Raw genomic sequence first — 16,993 nt, 5'->3', positions numbered from 1 at the left:
GCCAGAAGGCGAGGCAAGATGCCGCCGACGCCGCCGCGCGCAGCCAAGCCCAGAAGATCGACGACGCCGTTGCCGGCCGGACGCCGGCCGACAACAGGGGGAGGCTGGCGAAATGGTCAAGATCACAGTGCTCTCGGTCCTGCTGGCCGGCTGCGCAAGTGCTGGCGGGTCGTTCTGCGCGGTCGAGCATCCCATCCGGCTGGCAAAGGCAGAAGTGGCGACTCTTTCCGGCGCGACGGTGGCGGCGATCCTGGCGCACAATGAAAAGGGCCAGGCACTTTGTGGATGGAGGCCGTGATGCACGATCTGTTCGACCTGCTCGGCATCAAGGGACCGGTCGTCGCCGCCGGCCTTGCCGGTGGCGTCCTGCGGGCGCTGTCGCGGCATCGCTACAAGCTGCGCGAAATGGTGGCTTCGCCGATCTGCGGCGCGCTTGCCGCGGCCTATTTGACGCTGCCGGTGGTGTCCTATGTCAGGATCGCCGGCCTGCCGATGCCCGACCCCGCCGACGACACCACCACGCTTGCAGCGGCTTTCCTGATCGGCGTCTGCGCCATGTGGATCTCTGACATCCTGTTCGAGTTTGTCGTTCGCAGGTTCAAGCCGGGGGTGCAGGAGTGAAACCGCAAACGGCAACCAACCCCTCCGCCGCTCGTTGACCCTATGCTTGGTTGATCCCTAGCACTCCAGAGCCTGCCCGCCGCCGCAAGGTGGCGGGCTTTTTTGCGTTCCGGCCCGATCAGGCAAGGATGTTGACGGCGCGTGCCGCGACCAGCGCGATGGTCAGCAGCGAGATCATGGCCTCGGCCATCATCAGCAGCTTCGCGCGTTGGCTGAGTGGCAGCGTGTCGGTCGGAGAGAAGGCTGTCGCATTGGTGAAGGCGAGGAAGAAATAGTCGACGAAGCCGGGCAGCCAATCGCGGAGATCACGGTCGTTCAGCGTCATCTGCGCAAACAGGAAATCAGCCTGCGCGAGCTTGACGAGGCCGCAGGTCGGCGGCCCGCCCCGGTCGGTGCTCCAGAACCACAGGGCAAAGACGATGATGTTGGTCACCCAGATGTTGAGCGCGTCGATCAACAGCGTCGTGCCGCTGTTGCCGGCGTGCCCCTCCAGCAAGGCTCGCACCAGCAGGGCCAGCGAGCCGCAATTCATGACGCTGATGATGGCGGTCATGGTCAGGGCCGTTCTGCGGATCATGACGCGAAACTGGCCGATCGCATGCCATTCGTGATCCTCGACCGCTTTTCTTGTGGCGACCTGTGTCCAGGCCGTTGCCACCGACAAGGGCAGCAGCAGGGCGGCTTCCAGCGCCGGCGCCAGCCAGCGCGGCCCGAAGGAGAGGTTGTTGATGACCAGAAGCTGCAGGCAGATGATGACGAGGACGGCCGCACGCGCCATCCAGAAGTCGAGCGCACGGTAGTGGATGACGGCATGGTGGTGGCGCATCGGGACCCGGATTTTTTCGGACAGGGTCAGACGTGCAACGCTGTCCTGCCTGGAGAGAGGACGCCGATGCTCCTGCCCGATCTTGGTGCTGCAATGGCACACAGCTATACTTTTTCGTAAGCTTCGATTTTTGGGGCTGTTCGTCAAACCGGACTATGTGATTTAAGCGCCGCATGGCGGGGATAGATGGATCCATGGATCACTTGGTGCCGGCGGGATTGCCCGCCGCCGGCGTCCATTCCCCATCGGTTTTGTCCAATCTGATCCGTCATCCCTGGCATTTGCTTGCGCTTTTGTGCCTGATGCAGATCCTGTGCTGGACGGTGGCACCGGCGCTTATCAACGTCTCACCGCCCAACGATGTCGTCGAAGGCTTCATGTGGGGACGCGAATGGGTGCTGTTGACCTACAAGCATCCGCAACTTCCCGCATGGCTGCTCGAGACCAGCCATCTCCTGACCGGATCGTTCCGCTGGCCGCAATATCTCGTGGCCCAGCTGACGATCTCGGCGACGTTCGTCCTGGTCTATCTGCTGGCCCGCGACATGCTCGGGCAGAGGCGTGCGCTGGCCGCCGTGCTGTTGATGCCGTCGCTCTATTTCTTCGGCTGGCCGACCCCGCAGTTCAATCATGACTACGCGCAGATGCCCTTCTGGGCCGCTATCTGCTGGCTGTTGTGGCGTGCGGGCCGCGGCGGTGGGCCGGTCTGGTGGCTGGCGCTCGGACTGGTGTCGGGCGTCGGGCTCTACGCCAAGTTCTCGACCGGCCTGCTGTTGCTGTTTGGCGCGATCTGGCTGTTGTCCGACGCGCGGGCACGCAGCCGGCTCGCCACGCCTTGGCCATGGCTTGGGCTTGCGGTTTGCGTCGCTGTCGCGGCACCGCTGGCCATCGAGCTCTACCGCGTCGATTTCCTGCCGCTGACCTACGCCGCCTGGCGCGATCAGTGGGTGATGGCGCATCGCTCCCGCTTTTATTATATCGGCGTCCAGACGGCCGGACTCTGCGGCTTTTTTCTGGTGCTGGCGATATCAGGGCTGCTGCGGCGCTCGCCCCCGCCGCAAGAGCCGGTCGGGCGCGGTACGCTTATCTATCTCCTGTGGATGGGACTTGGCCCGGCGATCCTCATCATGGTGGCGTCCCTGTTCACCGGCACAGGCGAGGCCTGGGGCGCGCCGATGTACAATCTTGCGGGCGTCGTGGCGCTCGCCTTCCTGGGCCACCGTCTCGGCGCCGTCGAGATGCGAAAGCTGGTAATCTGCGCGCTCATCTGCATCATCGCCATATCTGGTGCCTATGCGGGCATCCGCTGGACGAAATGCAATCTGCGCGGGCGCATGGACGCCGTCTGCTGGCCGGCGCAGAAGATCTCGGATGAGGCAGAAGCCGTCTGGCACGCGGCGACGCCCGGTCGGCTCGACATCGTCGGCGGCCATAACATTGTTGCGCCGCTGGCGGGCCTCAATGCTTATGACAAGCCGTCGATCTTCACCGAGCTGAACATGCAGTACGCCCCCTGGATCACCAAGCAGCGGCTGCGCGATCACGGCATACTCCTGGTCTGGCCCGGGCGCGACGTGCCACCCTATCTGCAGGCGTGGCTAGGCAAACTGCCGGTCAAAACCGTTCTCTTCGACTGGTCGCTCAAGGCGCCGCCGATGGCGATCAGCTTTGCGGCCGTTCCGCCCGGCGCGCCGCAGCTGCCGAGTGTGATCGACAGCCTCGCCCAACCCGGCAACTGAAGCAGGGTCGGCCGGTCCGCTGGACGAAGCAAGAGACAATGCCCATTTATGGGGAGATCCAACTTGCTTTTGCGCAATTCCAGACGGAAAACCACTACGCATTTTTCCTGGAATTGCTTTTTGAGGAGACGTGATATGGCGACTTCGACCGAACGCGCAGTGCTTGCCGGCGGCTGTTTCTGGGGCATGCAGGATTTGATACGGCGCTATCCCGGCGTCATCTCCACCCGTGTCGGCTACAGCGGTGGCGATGTGCCCAATGCCACCTACCGCAACCATGGCACCCATGCGGAGGCCATCGAGATCAATTTCGATCCGGCCATGATCAGCTATCGCACGCTGCTGGAGCGCTTTTTCCAGATCCACGATCCGACGACCCGCAACCGGCAGGGCAACGATGTCGGAATGAGCTATCGCTCGGCGATCTATTACACGAGCGATGAACAGAAGCTAATCGCCGAAGACACCATCGCCGATGTCGACGCATCTGGCCTGTGGCCGGGCAAGGTCGTCACCGAGGTCGCACCGGTTGGCCCCTTCTGGGAGGCCGAGCCCGAACATCAGGACTATCTGGAGAAATACCCCAACGGCTACACCTGCCACTTCGTCAGACCGGGCTGGAAGCTGCCGGTTCGCCAGAAGGCGGTTTCGTAGGGTCTACAGCGCCGGTTCTGCCAGGCATGCCGCTTGACGAGGTCGTCGAGCGGCATCGTTGCATTCCAAACGCCTTTTCAGTCAGCTTGCCGCGTTGGTGAAGCCGTCCAGCTTTTCACCAATGTCCGAAAGTGCCCTTCGAACGATTGTTTCGACCATGTCTTGCCGATCGGGATCGAGCATACGAAGACCCCGCTGGATCGCATCACGCCAGCTGGTGCCACGGTTCCATGCTTCGGCAAACACCGCGGCGAGGTCGTCTTGCCTGCGGGCAGTTTTCATCGCCTCGACAAGCAAGCTTGCCTGAAGAATGTCCTTTTCCCGCTTTGCGGCGCCGTTTGCATTCATTTGGCGCAGGGAAGCAACAATCAGTTTGTGGACAGCATATCGCTCGGGTGAGGGGACCAGCACCGGGACTCCGGATCGATGCAGCAAGACGGTTCTTACGGGTTCGCGGATCAGAAAATCCAGGAATCGCAAAGGCTGCGCCGACGCGCCGCCCAGAGACGGCATCGCGCTCGCGTGGTCGGCGTAGTCGTCGCTGCCCCGATTTGGGGTCAGGAATTCGACCTTATACCGGGAAGCGTTTTCGAACTGTGTGGTGCGACCGGCATCCGTTCGGTGTGGAATTTCGCGAAACGAAGGATCGATATCGCGCAGCACATCCATGATCGGCGGCAGACTGTCGTTCACTTCGACGGAAACCGAGTGAAATTGAGCAAAGTCGGCATCGCCTGTTTGCAGCGCCACCCCCGGTAGCCTTACGCCCAGATATCCGGCGTAGGTTTGGAACGCGACGGTACCGACCAGTACGCCTCGCAGGCGGTAAAACCCGGCCTTGCCAAGGGCTTCAACGATATCACCGGTAAATTTCTCCGGCTCCGTCAACCCAGCCTCGCGGACAAGCGTCGATACAAGCTTGCGACGGCTCTTCAGGTCGCTTTTGATTTCCCTGAAGGCGGCGACGCGTTTTGCGATCTCGGGATCGTCGGCCGGGCCGACATATCGTCTTGTTGTCTTCGGCCGAGTCTCCTCAAAATACCAGTAGTCGCGGCCTTTTACGGGGACTCGCACGAAATTGCCCGCGGTCGAGAAGTCGGTTTGGAACGACGCGTCCAGGCTTCGTTGCACGAGTTCAGCGAACAAGGTGCGATAAGCGATGTCGATCGATTTCATCGTGCGTTCGACCAATGTCTCTAGGTTATAAGAAATTTGCGGTTCTCTTATAGCTGCGCGCTTTTGCTCCGCATTTCAAGTGAGTTATAAGAAAATTGCGAAAAACTTATAACTGTCGGACTGGCGCCACGCTCATACGCCACGGAGCAATCCATTGCGGCGGGGAACGGGCTGCGGCGGATTATCAAGCCTGCTGTATCGGATAGAGGGTCAGGATATTGACGTTGACCCTTGGTGGCTGCGAGACTGCGTAGAGCATGGCGGCGGCGATGTCCTCGCTCTCCAGTTGCTCCATGTCGCCCAACCTTTGCTCGACAGCCAGCCGAACATCGTCGCGCATATTGGCGGTGAACTCGGTCCTGACCGCGCCCGGCTCGATCACCGTGACGCGGATACCGTCCTTGCCGATTTCGCGGCGCAATGATTCGGCGATAGCGCTGGCCGCATGCTTGGTGCCGGAATAGACCACCGACGGGTGGATGTAGCGGCCGGTGCCCGACGAAACGATGACGATGTGGCCTGATCCCTGCCGTTTCATTGACGGCAGCGCCGCGTTGATCGTGTAGAGCAGACCCAGAATGTTGATGTCGACCATCTCCCGGTATTCGCGGGTGGTGGTGTTCTGGAAGGGTGCGGCGACGCCGACACCGGCAACATTGAACAGCAGGTCCAGCCGGCCATGGCTTTCCAGCACGCGCCGGACCATGGCTGTGGCCTGTGCCTCGTCGGTGATGTCGGTCTCGATGGCCAAGGCCTCGCCGCCGTTGTCGCGGATGCGCGCGGCCAGGTCGTCGAGGCGCTGCCGACGTCGCGCCGCGATGGCGACGACAGCACCTTGCTCCGCCAGCGCCAGCGCGGTTGCCGCGCCAATGCCCGAGGAGGCGCCGGTCACCAAGGCGATTTTTCCGTTGAGTTTCTGCATCTTCGTTGCTCCTGTTCAGAGGGAGATTCAGGTGTGTTCGATGCCGATGATCGCAGCCGTCCGAGGCGTGTCCTTAAGCTAGGCAGCAGACGCCATACCGAAAATGCGATAGGATGCCATCATACTCATTGGAGAATCTGGCATAATGCGAGGTAGCGACTATGCCGAGCTGAAAGCCTTTGCCGCTGTCGTGGCGCATGGCAGCTTCGCCCGTGCCGCTGAAGATCTGCGGATTTCAGCGTCGACGCTCAGCCAGACGATCCGTCAGCTCGAAACGCGGCTTGGCCTGCGCCTGCTCAACCGCACGACCCGCAGCCTCTCCTTGACCGAAGCCGGCGCGCGCCTGCATGCGCGCTTCGCGCCGGCTATGGCCGAGATGAAGGCGGCGGTCGGCGATGCGACGGCCTTGCGCGACACACCGGCCGGCGTCTTGCGCGTCCATATGCCCAGCGTTGCCGCCGCCACCTATCTGGAGCCGTTGCTTGGCCGTTTTCATGAGGCATGGCCGGACATCGTGCTCGATGTGACGATCGACGATGCCGCCGTCGACATCGTCGAGGCCGGCTATGATGTCAGCGCCAGGCTCGGCGAATTTCTCGAATCCGACATGGTCGCGGTGGCGCTTGGCGGCACGCAGCGCCAACTCGCCGTGGCCTCGCCGGACTACCTCGCCCGCTACGGATCGCCGTCGGCACCGGCCGATCTGCTCCAGCACCGCTGCATCAATTGGCGCCGGCCGGGCAGTGCCGGGCCCTACGCATGGGAATTCGCCAGAGGCGGCGAATGGTTCTCGGTCGTGGTCAATGGTCCGCTTGTCGTCTCCAGCCGCGACATGGCGATTGCCGCCGCCGTGCAGGGCGTCGGCATCGCCTTTTGGGCTGAAGACCTCGTGCGCCCGTTGATCGATGCCGGCAAGCTGGTGTCGCTGCTGGATGATTGGTGCGCGGCCTTTCCCGGTTGGTTCCTCTGCTATCAGAAGCAGCGTCATACAGCACCAACCGTACGGGCCTTCGTCGATTTCCTGCGCCATGCGCATACCCGGCGCCAGACAACGCCTGTTGGTTGAAAGTTTGTCGCTCGACGGTCCGGTTTCGCAGGCCTGGCGCAATGCTTTTGGAGGAGCACACCAAAAAAACGGCTTTCGCTTCAACTCGAATGGTGCTTTAACCCGCGCATCCACAGGGGTGCTCCGTACGGTCGGGGCTGAGACGGGGGCGGCAAGCCCACAGACCCTAGAAGCTGATCTGGGTAATACCAGCGGAGCGAGGCGGGCGATGTTTTCAGGCGCACAGATTTCCCTATATCCCATGGCCGACGATTTCGTCGGCGTCATCCTTGGCGCGCTGGATGGGCTCGACCCCTACCGCGATCGGCTCAGGATCGAGACCGACGACATCTCGACCTTGCTGGTCGGGCCGCCCGAAGTGCTGTTTCCGGCGATGCGAGACCTGTTCGTGGCGGCGGCACGCAGCGGCAAACATTGCGTGTTGTCAGCCACCATCTCGCGCGGCTGCCCTGGCGAGCCGGATGATCCGATCTGCCGTTCCGATGCGCTTGGTGGGCCTGTCGGCCCCCTCGGCCCGCGCATGGATGCGGCAATCGCCGCGGTGCGTGGCGCGGCTTTGACCGGCCAGCCGGCGGCAGCGCAGTTCTCGCTCTATGTGATGGGCACCGACGACCACATGGAAGAGATCTACGGCTGCATCGATTTTCTCAAGCAGTCCGGCGCGCGGGGATGCCGGCGCGATCTTTTCGGCGCTGGACGAAGCCTTCTGCCGCTTCGGGCCAGGCGCCGGCCACGTAACTCTCGACGTCACGGTCTCGGCGAACAGCCCGTCGGCCAGCTGAGCGGCCGCATTCGCGACCCCGTCAAAGGTTATGCCCGTGGTCTCATCATCAGCCGCTTCGAGCCCGATCGCGAGCCTTCTTGTCAAGGCAGCACCGGCCATGATTTCGGTCGGGTTGCTGCTGCTGGCTTGGGAGCTCTATGCCACTTATTCCGGCATCAAGTCGACGACACTGCCGGCGCCTTCGCGTGTGTTCGAGCAGGCGATGCTCAATCGTGAAGCGCTGGTCGACAATGCCATTCCGACCATCCGGGCCACGCTGATCGGCTTTGCCTTTTCGCTCAGCGCGGCCTTTGCGCTGTCGATGCTGGTCGACTTCTTCCGGCCGCTGCGGCGTGCGCTGTTTCCCGTCTTCATCGTCAGCCAGACCTTGCCGCTGGTGGCGATCGCGCCGCTGGTGGTGCTGTGGTTCGGCTTCGGGTTGATGCCCAAGATCATGCTGGTGGCGCTGGTCACCTTCTTTCCGATGCTGGTGGCGCTGGTGCAGGGCTACGAGGCGACGGAGGCCGAGATCGGGCAGATGCTGCGCGCCATGGGGGCAGGGCGCTGGCGCGTCTTCTTGTTGGCGCGACTGCCCTCGGCGCTGCCCTATTTCTTCGCAGGCCTGAGGATCTCCATCACCTATGCCGTGGTCGGCGCCATCTTCGCCGAATATGCCGGTGCCGCGAAGGGGCTGGGCATCTACATGCTCAACGCCAAGAACAATTTCCGCCCCGATCTGGTGCTGGCCGCCGTCGGTGTCACCGCCGCGCTCACGCTCACTCTGTTTGGGCTGACGGTGCTCCTGCAGCGCCTTGCCATGCCCTGGGAACGGGCCGCCGGCCAGCACCCCGCCGGGACGGGGCCGTGGCGATGAGCCGGCTCGAACTGCGGCATGTGCGCAAGGCATTTGGCCGGCTCGACGTGCTCGCCGACATTTCGCTCAGCGTCGGCGCCGGTGAATTCGTCTCCATGCTCGGGCCGTCGGGCGCTGGCAAGTCGACGCTGTTCCAGCTTCTGACCGGCGCGCAGCACGGCGAGGGCGACATGTTCTTCGACGGCACGCCGCTCGACGACCACGGCAGGCATTTCGCCTTTATGCCGCAGCGTGACGCGCTGATGCCGTGGCGACGCATCCTCGACAACACGACGCTTGGGCTCGAAGTGCAAGGCATCAGGCGCAAGGCGGCGCGGGCGCGCGTTGCGCCGCTGTTTGCCGAGTTCGGGCTTGCCGGCTTCGAACGGCACTTTCCGGCGCAGCTTTCGGGCGGCATGCGCCAGCGCGCGGCGCTGTTGCGCACCGTGGTGCAGGAGCGCGACATGCTTTTGCTCGATGAACCGTTCGGCGCGCTCGATGCACTGACCCGCACCGCCATGCAGCGCTGGCTCGAGCAGATGTGGCGGCGCCATCGCTGGACGGCACTGTTGATCACCCACGATGTGCGCGAAGCCGTCTTCCTGTCCGACCGCATCTATGTGCTGTCGGCGCGTCCGGCCAGCATCGTCCGCGAAATCAAGGTGCCGCTGCCGCGCCTGCGCAGCCTTGGCGGCGCTGACGCGTTGCAGACAAGCGCAATCGAGGCCGAGATACTCGACATCCTGCTCAACCCCGAGCCCAACCCGCACTCATCCAAAGGACACGACCATGACTGACTTGACGCGCCGGCAGGCCTTGTTGCTCACCCTTGTCTCCGGTCTTCCGCTGGTGGCCGGAGCTGGCCGTGCCCAAGCACAATCGGCTGCGCAAAAGGTCACCGTCGCCCTCGACTGGACGGTCAACACCAACCACATCGGGCTGTTCGTCGCCCGCGACAAAGGGTTCTATTCCGAAGCCGGGCTCGAGGTCGACATCCTGCCCTACAGCGATACCGGTGCCGGCACCCTGGTCGCCAACCGCGTCGCCGATTTCGGCATCAACGGCACCATCAGCCTGTTCACCCAGAAAACCGCCGGAGCCGACCTGAAGGGCGTCTATGCCGTCGTGCAATCCGAAACCGGCCGGCTGGTGTTCAACGCGGCACGCAGCGAGATCAAAAGCCCGAGGAACCTTGACGGCCTGACCTATGGCGGCTTCGGCAGCGCCTGGGAAAACGCCCTGATCGGCACCATCATCCGCCACGATGGCGGTAAGGGCAATTTCGAGACGGTGACACTCGGCACTTCAGCCTATGAAGCGCTGGCCAACGGTTCGGTCGATTTCACGCTGGAGGTCTCGACCTGGGAAGGTGTTGAAGCCGGGTTGAAAGGCGTCAAGCAGCGCAGCTTCGTCTACGCCGACTATGGCGTGCCTGATGAGCACACGACCCTGATCTCCTCGAGCGAGGCCTATCTCCAGGCAAACCCCAAACCTGCGGCCGCCTTCGTCCAAGCGACGCGGCGCGGCTACCAATTCGCCGTCGACCATCCCGATGCGGCTGCCGCACTTCTGATCGCCGCCAATAAGGACACATTGACAAATCCGGCGCTGATCGAAGCCTCGCTGAAGGCACTGATCGATGGCCACTATTTGCGCGGGGACAATGGCGCAATCGGCACGATGGATCCGACCAAGATGCACGCGATTGGCGACTACCTCTTCGCTGCGGGCATTCTGCGCGATGCCGATGGCAAAGTTCTGACGCAACGCCCTGAATTCGCGGAGTACTTCAGCAACTCAACTCTGGGGTAGGGAGCCTATCTGATTCTCGAAACTTCGAAGGACTCGCGTGGCGTGGCAGCTTCCCGTCAAACGCGCACGCATTGGCAGATTCCAGCTAATTCCACGCGATCTCATAGAGCAGAGTGGTTATGCCGCCCGGGTTCACCCTGCAGCGACAAAGCGGCTGCGTAGAGTTTCGCCACGCGACAGGTGGCTCCGGTTTCCCGCGACATGACATGGTTGAGCACGGCCAATTGTGCACGCAGCGCCTCGGCGGCTTTGCTGTGGAGCCGAAGACAGCAGAGACGCGTATCTTTGCCTGGGGCCGGAGACATCCTGCTCGTGTTTCGCACGATCGTTGAAGGCGTTCGCTGGCGTCCGGAGACACATAAGCGCTTTACTGCCGATCTGATCTTCTTGATTAACCGTACGGCAATGGTTGCGTGCAAAGGTCGCCCCGAGGGATAACCGGGTGCTTGGCCTTGCTCATGTCAAAAATTGAAACCCTTTCGCACGTCAACGACGAAGGGATTTTGTCCGCAGCCCGAAAGCGGGAAATCCTGGTCGACCTGCGGGAAGGTTTCTTTCGGCTCTGCGCGCTGGCTTTCGCGGGGCTGTTTGTCTATCGCGGCATACACCACCTCATGCTCGACCCGACCCGTATCAATGTGGCACTGGTGGCGACGTCCGAGATCCTAACCTTTACCTGGCTGCTTTTGTCGCGGCGGCCGCAGGTTCGCGACTGGAACCCGCTCACGGTGATCGTCTCCGTGATTGCCAGCTTCGGTGTCGGATTCATCACCTTCGAGCCGGGCGTTGCCATCATCCCGATCTATGTCGCCGCGCCGCTGCAAGCCCTGGCGTTGAGTTTCGTAATCTGGGGAAAGGCATCGCTCGGGCGTTCGTTCGCCATTCTGCCGGGCAATCGCGGCGTGATGACCGGGGGTGCCTATCGCCTGGTACGACACCCGATCTATGCCGGCTATCTGGTTGGCCATGTCCTGTTCCTGCTGTCGGCCTTTTCCTTCTACAATCTCGCCGTCTACGCCGTCATCACGTTCTTCCAGGTGCATCGCATCCTGCGCGAAGAGGCGCTGCTTGCCGCCACGCCGGAATATCGGGACTATATGAAGCGCGTCCGCTACAGGCTGTACTACGGGATCGTCTGACAACAAGGCCTGTGGACAGAGGCAGCTACACCGCGAGTTGCGCCTGCTGACCTCGCGCCGTTAAAGCTGGAAAAGGCCAAGGGCCTGCTGCCGCAAGGTGGCGGGCCCTTTTTCATTTTGCCGGCGAATCTTCTTCATGCATGCGCTGCATTACAATCTCGCGGAACGGTAAGGCTGCTCGAACGTTCACGTCAACGAAACATTGCGTTCGACGATGTTTAAACCGGCGCGTCAGCGTCTACAGGAGCGGGAAACCATGAGCCTTGGAACCATACTTATCATTCTTCTTGTCATAGCGCTGCTCGGAGGCTTCAGTGGCCTCGGCGGCGGTCCATTCTATGGTACCGGTTACTATGGCGGCGGCGGTCTCGGGCTCGTGCTGCTCATCATCATCGTACTTGTCGTGCTCGGGCGGATCTAGCCGCTTGCTTGCCGAACCGATCGCAATCCCGTGACCGCGTCGATTCCGGCGCGCACCGGAATGTGAACTTCGCAAGCCGGCTTGTGATCCGGCTTGTTTGGAAAACTTTGTAAGGTGATCGCGGTCCACACCCCCCGTGGAAACAAGAGGAAAGGGTCCCACCCCTTGTCCTCCTCCAAGGCCCGCTCCGGTTCGCCCGTGGCGGGCTTTTGCTTGGCGGTCTAGGAAACCGGTTTGCCGCCGACATTGAGTTCGGGCCAGGGGCCGAGGCCAATCGATCATTCCATGTCAGGCACGTCGCCGCTGACGAACAGGGTGTTCGGCGGACCGTACTCGCCAAGTGTCGGGTCGGCCTCTCGGCTCCAGGCGATGACGCCGACATGTTTTGCCGCCAGTGCCCTGGCCGTGCGGATGGCGCGGTCCTCGCTCTGCTGGTCGGCAGGGCCGAAGGCCGGAAACAATTCGCCGTCATCGCCGCGGTCGAACGCGACCACGACAATCAGTTTGGGACTTTTCTGGCCTTGGGAATCGGACATCTTGCACCTTCCTCAGGAAATCTATCACACTACAAGGAACTAGGTCGGCACGTTCGATTTCGGGAGGTGGCGTGGTGCAGGACCAGCGTTTCGATGAGCCGGTGAGGATTGCGCTCGGCCGGTCGCGAAACTCGATCTTCAACGTGGAGCGTGTCGCTCAGGCCGCCGACATTCTGATGAACCGCTGGCCGGTTGCGACAGGGCAAAGGCACATGGCAGCCCGTAAGGTCTGCCTGGCCGTGCTTGAGGGAAGGAAGGAAGCCTCGGCGGCACGAGCGGCGTTCATCAGCGCCGCAATCGAAGCGGATATCCTCGTTGAACCCCGTGAAGTGTCGATGCCGTCCGGCCAAAATTGAATCAAGACTTGGCTCTATCCTCTTGATTGATTGCGGTGCTTTCGGCGATCGCGATCAGCTTTTCGGGTTCATGCTGCCCGGCCTGCCGACGCTTTGCAGGCACCTCCGCACCATTCGCTGGCCGTTTGGCTTGCCTTCGGCATCCCGTTGACACGGTACCCACGTCCATATATTGAACAGGACTATACAGGTTCACTAGACAGGTACGCATATGAAGCGGCGCGCGGTTCAACTGTCTCCCGGCACGGGCAAGCCCGAGCAGATTGCCACTGTTCTGGAGCATGAAATCCGCTCCGGCGTGCTCGGCTTCGGCGACCGCCTGCAAAGCGAGAACGAGCTGGTCCAGCGCTTCTCCGTCAGCCGCAACACGGTTCGTAAGGGCCTCGAGGAACTGTCCAGCCGCGGGCTGATCACCACCAAGGTCGGCATCGGCTCGTTCGTCACCTTTGACGGCATGCCGGTCGACGACGCGGTCGGCTGGTCGCGGGCGCTGGCCAATGCCGGCGCCAATGCCGAGACGCGGACGCTGCGACTGGAGGTGATCGAGGACGCAGACCTGGCTGCCTGGCTTGGCATTGAGAGCCCGTTTTTCATCGCCGTCGACCGGGTTCGCACCAACGCCAGCGACGGCCATGCCATTTCCATCGAACGCAGCCGGCTGCCGCTGTCGCCGGAACTGGAGGACGTGCCGCTGCGCGGCCTGCGCGAGGGTTCGCTGCACCAGACGCTGCGCGACGCCGGGCTCATTCCTGACCATGGTGAGGAATGGGTCGAAATCGAGATGCTCAATGCCGAGGATGCCGCCATCCTCGGTTGCCCGCAAGGCTCGCCGTTCCTGCGCGGCCGTCGGTTGACCCGCGCCGCCGACGAGCGGCCGATCGAATATGTCACCAGCCTGCTCAACCCGGCGCATTTCGCGCTGCATATGAGGTTCTGAGCGATGTCGGATGCAGCCAGCAAGGCGATCGACCGCGCCATGGGCGCACTTGTCGGCGGGGCGATTGGCGATGCGCTGGGCATGCCGACGCAACTCCTGTCGCCGGTCCGGATTGCCGAGCTTTATGGCCATGTCGATGATTTCGTCGCCCCGGTGGCCGACCACCCGGTGTCGAAAGGGCTTCAGGCTGGCACCGTCACCGACGACACCGAGCAGGCACTGCTGCTTGGCCGCATCCTTGTGGAGTCCGGTGACCGTTTCGACCATGCGCGCTGGGTCAACGCACTGCTCGACTGGGAGCGCGAGGTCAAAGCGCGCGGCAGCTACGATCTGCTGGGACCGTCGACCAAGCGCGCCATCGATGCCATCAACAATGGCGTGCCGGCGGAGGAAGCAGGGCGCGGCGGCGACACCAATGGTGCGGCGATGCGCATTGCGCCTGTCGGCATCATGATGCCGCTGGAGCCGCTCGACGCGCTGGTCGCCAAGGTGGCGGAGACCTGCCAGGCGACGCACAACACTTCGATCGCCATTGCTTCGGCCGCCGCCGTCGCTGCCGCCGTCAGCAGTGGCGTCGCCGGCGGTGGCTGGCGCGCCGCATCCGACAGCGCCGTTGCCGCAGCGAGGCGCGGGGCCACGCTCGGCCATTGGGTAACCGGCGGCGACATCGCCGCGCGCATCGTCTGGGCGCGGGATATCGTGCGTGGCAAGGTGATGAAGGATGCGATCCGGCTGATCACCGATCTGGTTGGCACCGGCGTCGCCAGCCAGGAATCCGTTCCGGCCGCCTTCGCGGTGCTGGAAGTCGCCGGCGGCGATCCATGGCAGGCGGCCGTCATCAGCGCCAATCTCGGCGGTGACACCGACACGATCGGCGCCATCGCGGCTGGCATGGCGGGAGCCTGCGCCGGCTTTTCCCGATTGCCGCAGCAGCATATCGCCAGGCTTGTCGGCATCGACATGTCGGAGGTTCGCGCCCTTGCCTCTGATCTCATGGCGGTAAGGGTGGCGAAAAAAGGTTCCGGCAAGGACGCGGCGGCATGAGCGGGCATCTCGTTCATATCGGCAGTGCCGTGGTCGACTACGTCTACCGCATCGATGCCTTGCCGGCGCCCGGCACGGAGAAGACCGCATCGAGCTTCGCCCAGGTCGCCGGCGGCGGCTTCAACATGATGGTCGCGGCCAGCCGTACCGGCATGAAGGTGGTGTTCGGCGGCCAGCTCGGCAGTGGGCCGAACGGCGACTTCCTGCGGGCCGCTTTCGCCAACGAGGGCATCGAGACGCTGACGCCGCCATCGCCCTTGATGGATAGCGGCAATTGCGTCGCCATGATCTCGAGCGACGCCGAACGCACCTTCGTGTCGTGGCCAGGTGCTGAGAGCGTGCTCAGCCTCGACATGATGGCGCCCGTCTCGGTCACACCGGGTGACTGGGTGTTCACCTCCGGCTACACGCTGAGCTACCCGGCAAGCCGTGACGTGCTCACCGACTGGATCGAAACACTGCCGGCGGACACTCCCTTCGTCTTCGATCCGACGCCGGTGATATCGGACATTCCGCGCGCCATCCTGTCACGAGTGCTGGCCCGCACCACATGGCTGAGCTGCAACGCGACGGAAGCGGCCGAGATTGCCGGTCCGGGCGACGTTGAAACGGTTGCCGCGCGGTTGCTGGAAGTCCATTGCCCGAAAGCAGCCGGCGTGGTCATCCGCGCCGGGGCCAAGGGCTGTCACGTACGGCGGGCCGACGGCTCGATGCAGACCGTTGCCGGCTTCAAAGTTTCCGCCATCGACACCAACGGCGCCGGCGACACACATATCGGCGCCTTCGTCAGCGCGCTGTCGCGCGGCATCCCGCCTTTCGAGGCAGCGCGCTATGCCAATGCAGCGGCGGCGGTTTCGGTGACCCGCCATGGCGGTTCTTCGGCGCCGACCGATCACGAGATCCAGACATTCCTGAGCCATGCCGCCGACCCGTCGGGCGCACAGGGCCGGACACAGAAGGCCAATGCATAACTGCCAGAAAGCCTGACAAGCCCGGGAAGCGGGCAAACACAGAGAGGAACCAACCATGCGCATGCCTGACTTGACTGCTCTTTTGACGGCGACCGCCGTATTTACCTCCGCACTCGCGTTTGCCGCCAAGGCCGACGAGGTGCATGTGCTCAACTGGAAGGGCTACGGCACCGACGAGCCGTGGGCCGTCGAGGCTTTCGAAAAGGCCACCGGCAACAAGGTCATCAACGACTTCTTCAATTCCGAACAGGAAATGCTGACCAAGATCCGGACCAATCCCGGTCTCTATGACGTGGTCATGATCAATGCCGCCTTCAACGACCAGGCGATGGACGGAAAGCTGATCCAGCCGATCGATACGTCCAAGTTGCCGAACTACGCCGACATCAGCAAGGACAAGGCGGGATCGCCGATGCTTGTCCATGACGGCAAGGTCTATGGCGTGCCATGGGTGTGGGGACTGACAGCGCTCGCCATCAACGAGAAATCCTTCGACAAGCCGCCGACCAGCATCGCCGCGATGTGGGATGCCGCCCACAAGGGCCGCGTCGTCATTCGTGACGACGCCGTCGAGGCGGTGCAGTTCGGCGCCATCGCCACCGGCCAGAACATCAACGACATCAAGGATATGGATGCGGTCAAGACGAAGCTCACCTCGCTGATGCCGCAGATCAAGACCTTCTGGAGCTCGGAGAACGACTGGAACCAGATGGTCGCCTCCAACCAGATCGACATCGGCACCTACTGGAGCGGTTCTGCCGACCGCGCCAAGACGCATTTCAAGCTCCCGGTCTCGCTGGTCGTGCCGCAGGAAGGCGCCGTCGCCTGGCTCGATGCCTTTTCCATTCCGGCCGGCGCCAAGAACGTCGCCGGCGCCGAGGCCTTCATCAACTACATGATCGACCCGAAATTCTATGTCGAATGGGTCACCAAGGTCGGCGCTCCGGTCTCGGCCAACACGAAGGCGGTGGAAGCGCTGCCCGAGGATGCCTTCAACCGCAAGGTGATGGGGGACCCCGAAGTGGCCAAGCGCATCCAGTTCCAGGCGCCGATAACCGACGCGCAGCGCGAAGCCTATCTGGCGCTGTGGCAGCAGCTCAAGGTCGACGTGAAATAAGGCCGACATCCGGGCCAGCCGGCGGTTCGCGCCGGCTGGT

At 62.9% G+C, this 16,993-nt stretch carries 19 protein-coding genes, 1 pseudogene and 1 riboswitch; of the genes and pseudogenes, 16 read left to right on the top strand and 4 right to left on the bottom strand.

The features are described 5' to 3' along the window. Positions 1-112 precede the first annotated feature (112 nt). Positions 113-298 (top strand): hypothetical protein, encoded by a 186-nt coding sequence (locus AC1D0I_RS23175; RefSeq protein WP_477397988.1) that lies wholly within the window; start codon positions 113-115, stop codon positions 296-298. Continuing rightward, positions 298-621, top strand: a complete 324-nt coding sequence (locus AC1D0I_RS23170; protein WP_095091790.1) for a hypothetical protein — start codon at positions 298-300, stop codon at positions 619-621. The genes AC1D0I_RS23175 and AC1D0I_RS23170 overlap by 1 nt, the downstream gene beginning before the upstream one ends. Before the next feature lie 118 nt (positions 622-739). Here the strand turns inward: AC1D0I_RS23170 and AC1D0I_RS23165 are convergent, their stop codons facing one another. Further along, positions 740-1,447, bottom strand: a complete 708-nt coding sequence (locus AC1D0I_RS23165) for a hypothetical protein (protein WP_477397986.1) — start codon at positions 1,445-1,447, stop codon at positions 740-742. A 194-nt stretch (positions 1,448-1,641) separates the two neighbouring features. Here AC1D0I_RS23165 and AC1D0I_RS23160 point away from each other — a divergent pair, with 194 nt between their 5' ends. Together AC1D0I_RS23160 and msrA are read left to right on the top strand one after the other, a co-directional pair. Next, entirely contained in the window at positions 1,642-3,186 is a 1,545-nt protein-coding gene (locus AC1D0I_RS23160; protein WP_477397984.1) for a glycosyltransferase family 39 protein, read from the top strand. Between the two features lie 135 nt (positions 3,187-3,321). Beyond that, a complete protein-coding gene (gene msrA / locus AC1D0I_RS23155) occupies positions 3,322-3,840 on the top strand; it encodes a peptide-methionine (S)-S-oxide reductase MsrA (RefSeq protein ID WP_477397982.1) in 519 nt (172 codons plus the stop codon). 81 nt (positions 3,841-3,921) lie between these two features. Here the strand turns inward: msrA and AC1D0I_RS23150 are convergent, their stop codons facing one another. Next, on the bottom strand, positions 3,922-5,016 hold the full coding sequence (locus tag AC1D0I_RS23150) for a nucleotidyltransferase family protein (protein ID WP_477397980.1): 1,095 nt from the start codon (positions 5,014-5,016) through the stop codon (positions 3,922-3,924). A 184-nt stretch (positions 5,017-5,200) separates the two neighbouring features. Next, complete coding sequence (locus AC1D0I_RS23145; protein WP_477397978.1) at positions 5,201-5,938, bottom strand: SDR family oxidoreductase; 738 nt, start codon at positions 5,936-5,938, stop codon at positions 5,201-5,203. A gap of 145 nt (positions 5,939-6,083) precedes the next feature. Here AC1D0I_RS23145 and AC1D0I_RS23140 point away from each other — a divergent pair, with 145 nt between their 5' ends. The 7 genes and pseudogenes from AC1D0I_RS23140 (at position 6,084) to AC1D0I_RS23110 (ending at position 11,992) form a co-directional block, all read left to right on the top strand. Continuing rightward, positions 6,084-7,004, top strand: a complete 921-nt coding sequence (locus AC1D0I_RS23140) for a LysR family transcriptional regulator (protein WP_477397976.1) — start codon at positions 6,084-6,086, stop codon at positions 7,002-7,004. A 104-nt stretch (positions 7,005-7,108) separates the two neighbouring features. Beyond that, a riboswitch (TPP riboswitch) is annotated at positions 7,109-7,222 on the top strand. Then, positions 7,213-7,786 (top strand): annotated as a pseudogene (locus AC1D0I_RS23135) (YkoF family thiamine/hydroxymethylpyrimidine-binding protein). (Overlaps the previous riboswitch by 10 nt.) A gap of 99 nt (positions 7,787-7,885) precedes the next feature. Further along, entirely contained in the window at positions 7,886-8,641 is a 756-nt protein-coding gene (locus tag AC1D0I_RS23130) for an ABC transporter permease (RefSeq protein ID WP_477397996.1), read from the top strand. Next, positions 8,638-9,417 (top strand): ABC transporter ATP-binding protein, encoded by a 780-nt coding sequence (locus AC1D0I_RS23125; protein ID WP_477397974.1) that lies wholly within the window; start codon positions 8,638-8,640, stop codon positions 9,415-9,417. The genes AC1D0I_RS23130 and AC1D0I_RS23125 overlap by 4 nt, the downstream gene beginning before the upstream one ends. Next, a complete protein-coding gene (locus tag AC1D0I_RS23120; protein WP_477397972.1) occupies positions 9,410-10,432 on the top strand; it encodes an ABC transporter substrate-binding protein in 1,023 nt (340 codons plus the stop codon). Before AC1D0I_RS23125 ends, AC1D0I_RS23120 begins: the two co-directional genes overlap by 8 nt. 503 nt (positions 10,433-10,935) lie before the next feature. Next, positions 10,936-11,571: a methyltransferase family protein gene (locus AC1D0I_RS23115; RefSeq protein WP_477397970.1), complete on the top strand. Its 636-nt coding sequence runs from the start codon at positions 10,936-10,938 to the stop codon at positions 11,569-11,571. A 256-nt stretch (positions 11,572-11,827) separates the two neighbouring features. Further along, positions 11,828-11,992, top strand: coding sequence for a DUF3309 family protein (locus tag AC1D0I_RS23110; protein ID WP_095091793.1), 165 nt, complete (start codon positions 11,828-11,830; stop codon positions 11,990-11,992). A gap of 278 nt (positions 11,993-12,270) precedes the next feature. Here the strand turns inward: AC1D0I_RS23110 and AC1D0I_RS23105 are convergent, their stop codons facing one another. Beyond that, positions 12,271-12,528 (bottom strand): hypothetical protein, encoded by a 258-nt coding sequence (locus AC1D0I_RS23105; RefSeq protein ID WP_095091414.1) that lies wholly within the window; start codon positions 12,526-12,528, stop codon positions 12,271-12,273. Between the two features lie 74 nt (positions 12,529-12,602). Between AC1D0I_RS23105 and AC1D0I_RS23100 the strand changes: the two genes are divergently transcribed. From AC1D0I_RS23100 to AC1D0I_RS23080, 5 genes are all read left to right on the top strand, one after another. Beyond that, on the top strand, positions 12,603-12,884 hold the full coding sequence (locus AC1D0I_RS23100; RefSeq protein ID WP_095091794.1) for a DUF982 domain-containing protein: 282 nt from the start codon (positions 12,603-12,605) through the stop codon (positions 12,882-12,884). Positions 12,885-13,095: 211 nt separating this feature from the next. Beyond that, positions 13,096-13,821 (top strand): GntR family transcriptional regulator, encoded by a 726-nt coding sequence (locus AC1D0I_RS23095; protein WP_477301832.1) that lies wholly within the window; start codon positions 13,096-13,098, stop codon positions 13,819-13,821. A 3-nt stretch (positions 13,822-13,824) separates the two neighbouring features. Next, the gene (locus AC1D0I_RS23090; protein WP_477397968.1) at positions 13,825-14,865 is read left to right on the top strand and encodes an ADP-ribosylglycohydrolase family protein; all 1,041 of its coding nucleotides are present in this window, start codon (positions 13,825-13,827) and stop codon (positions 14,863-14,865) included. Continuing rightward, positions 14,862-15,836, top strand: coding sequence for a PfkB family carbohydrate kinase (locus tag AC1D0I_RS23085; RefSeq protein WP_477397966.1), 975 nt, complete (start codon positions 14,862-14,864; stop codon positions 15,834-15,836). Before AC1D0I_RS23090 ends, AC1D0I_RS23085 begins: the two co-directional genes overlap by 4 nt. Before the next feature lie 55 nt (positions 15,837-15,891). After that, a complete protein-coding gene (locus AC1D0I_RS23080) occupies positions 15,892-16,953 on the top strand; it encodes an ABC transporter substrate-binding protein (protein ID WP_477397964.1) in 1,062 nt (353 codons plus the stop codon). The last annotated feature ends 40 nt before the right edge of the window (positions 16,954-16,993 follow it).

This window comes from Mesorhizobium sp. P2_D1 (genome assembly GCF_056404455.1).
Note: the sequence above shows the minus strand (reverse complement) of the source record. Positions and strands in the feature narration are given on the sequence as shown.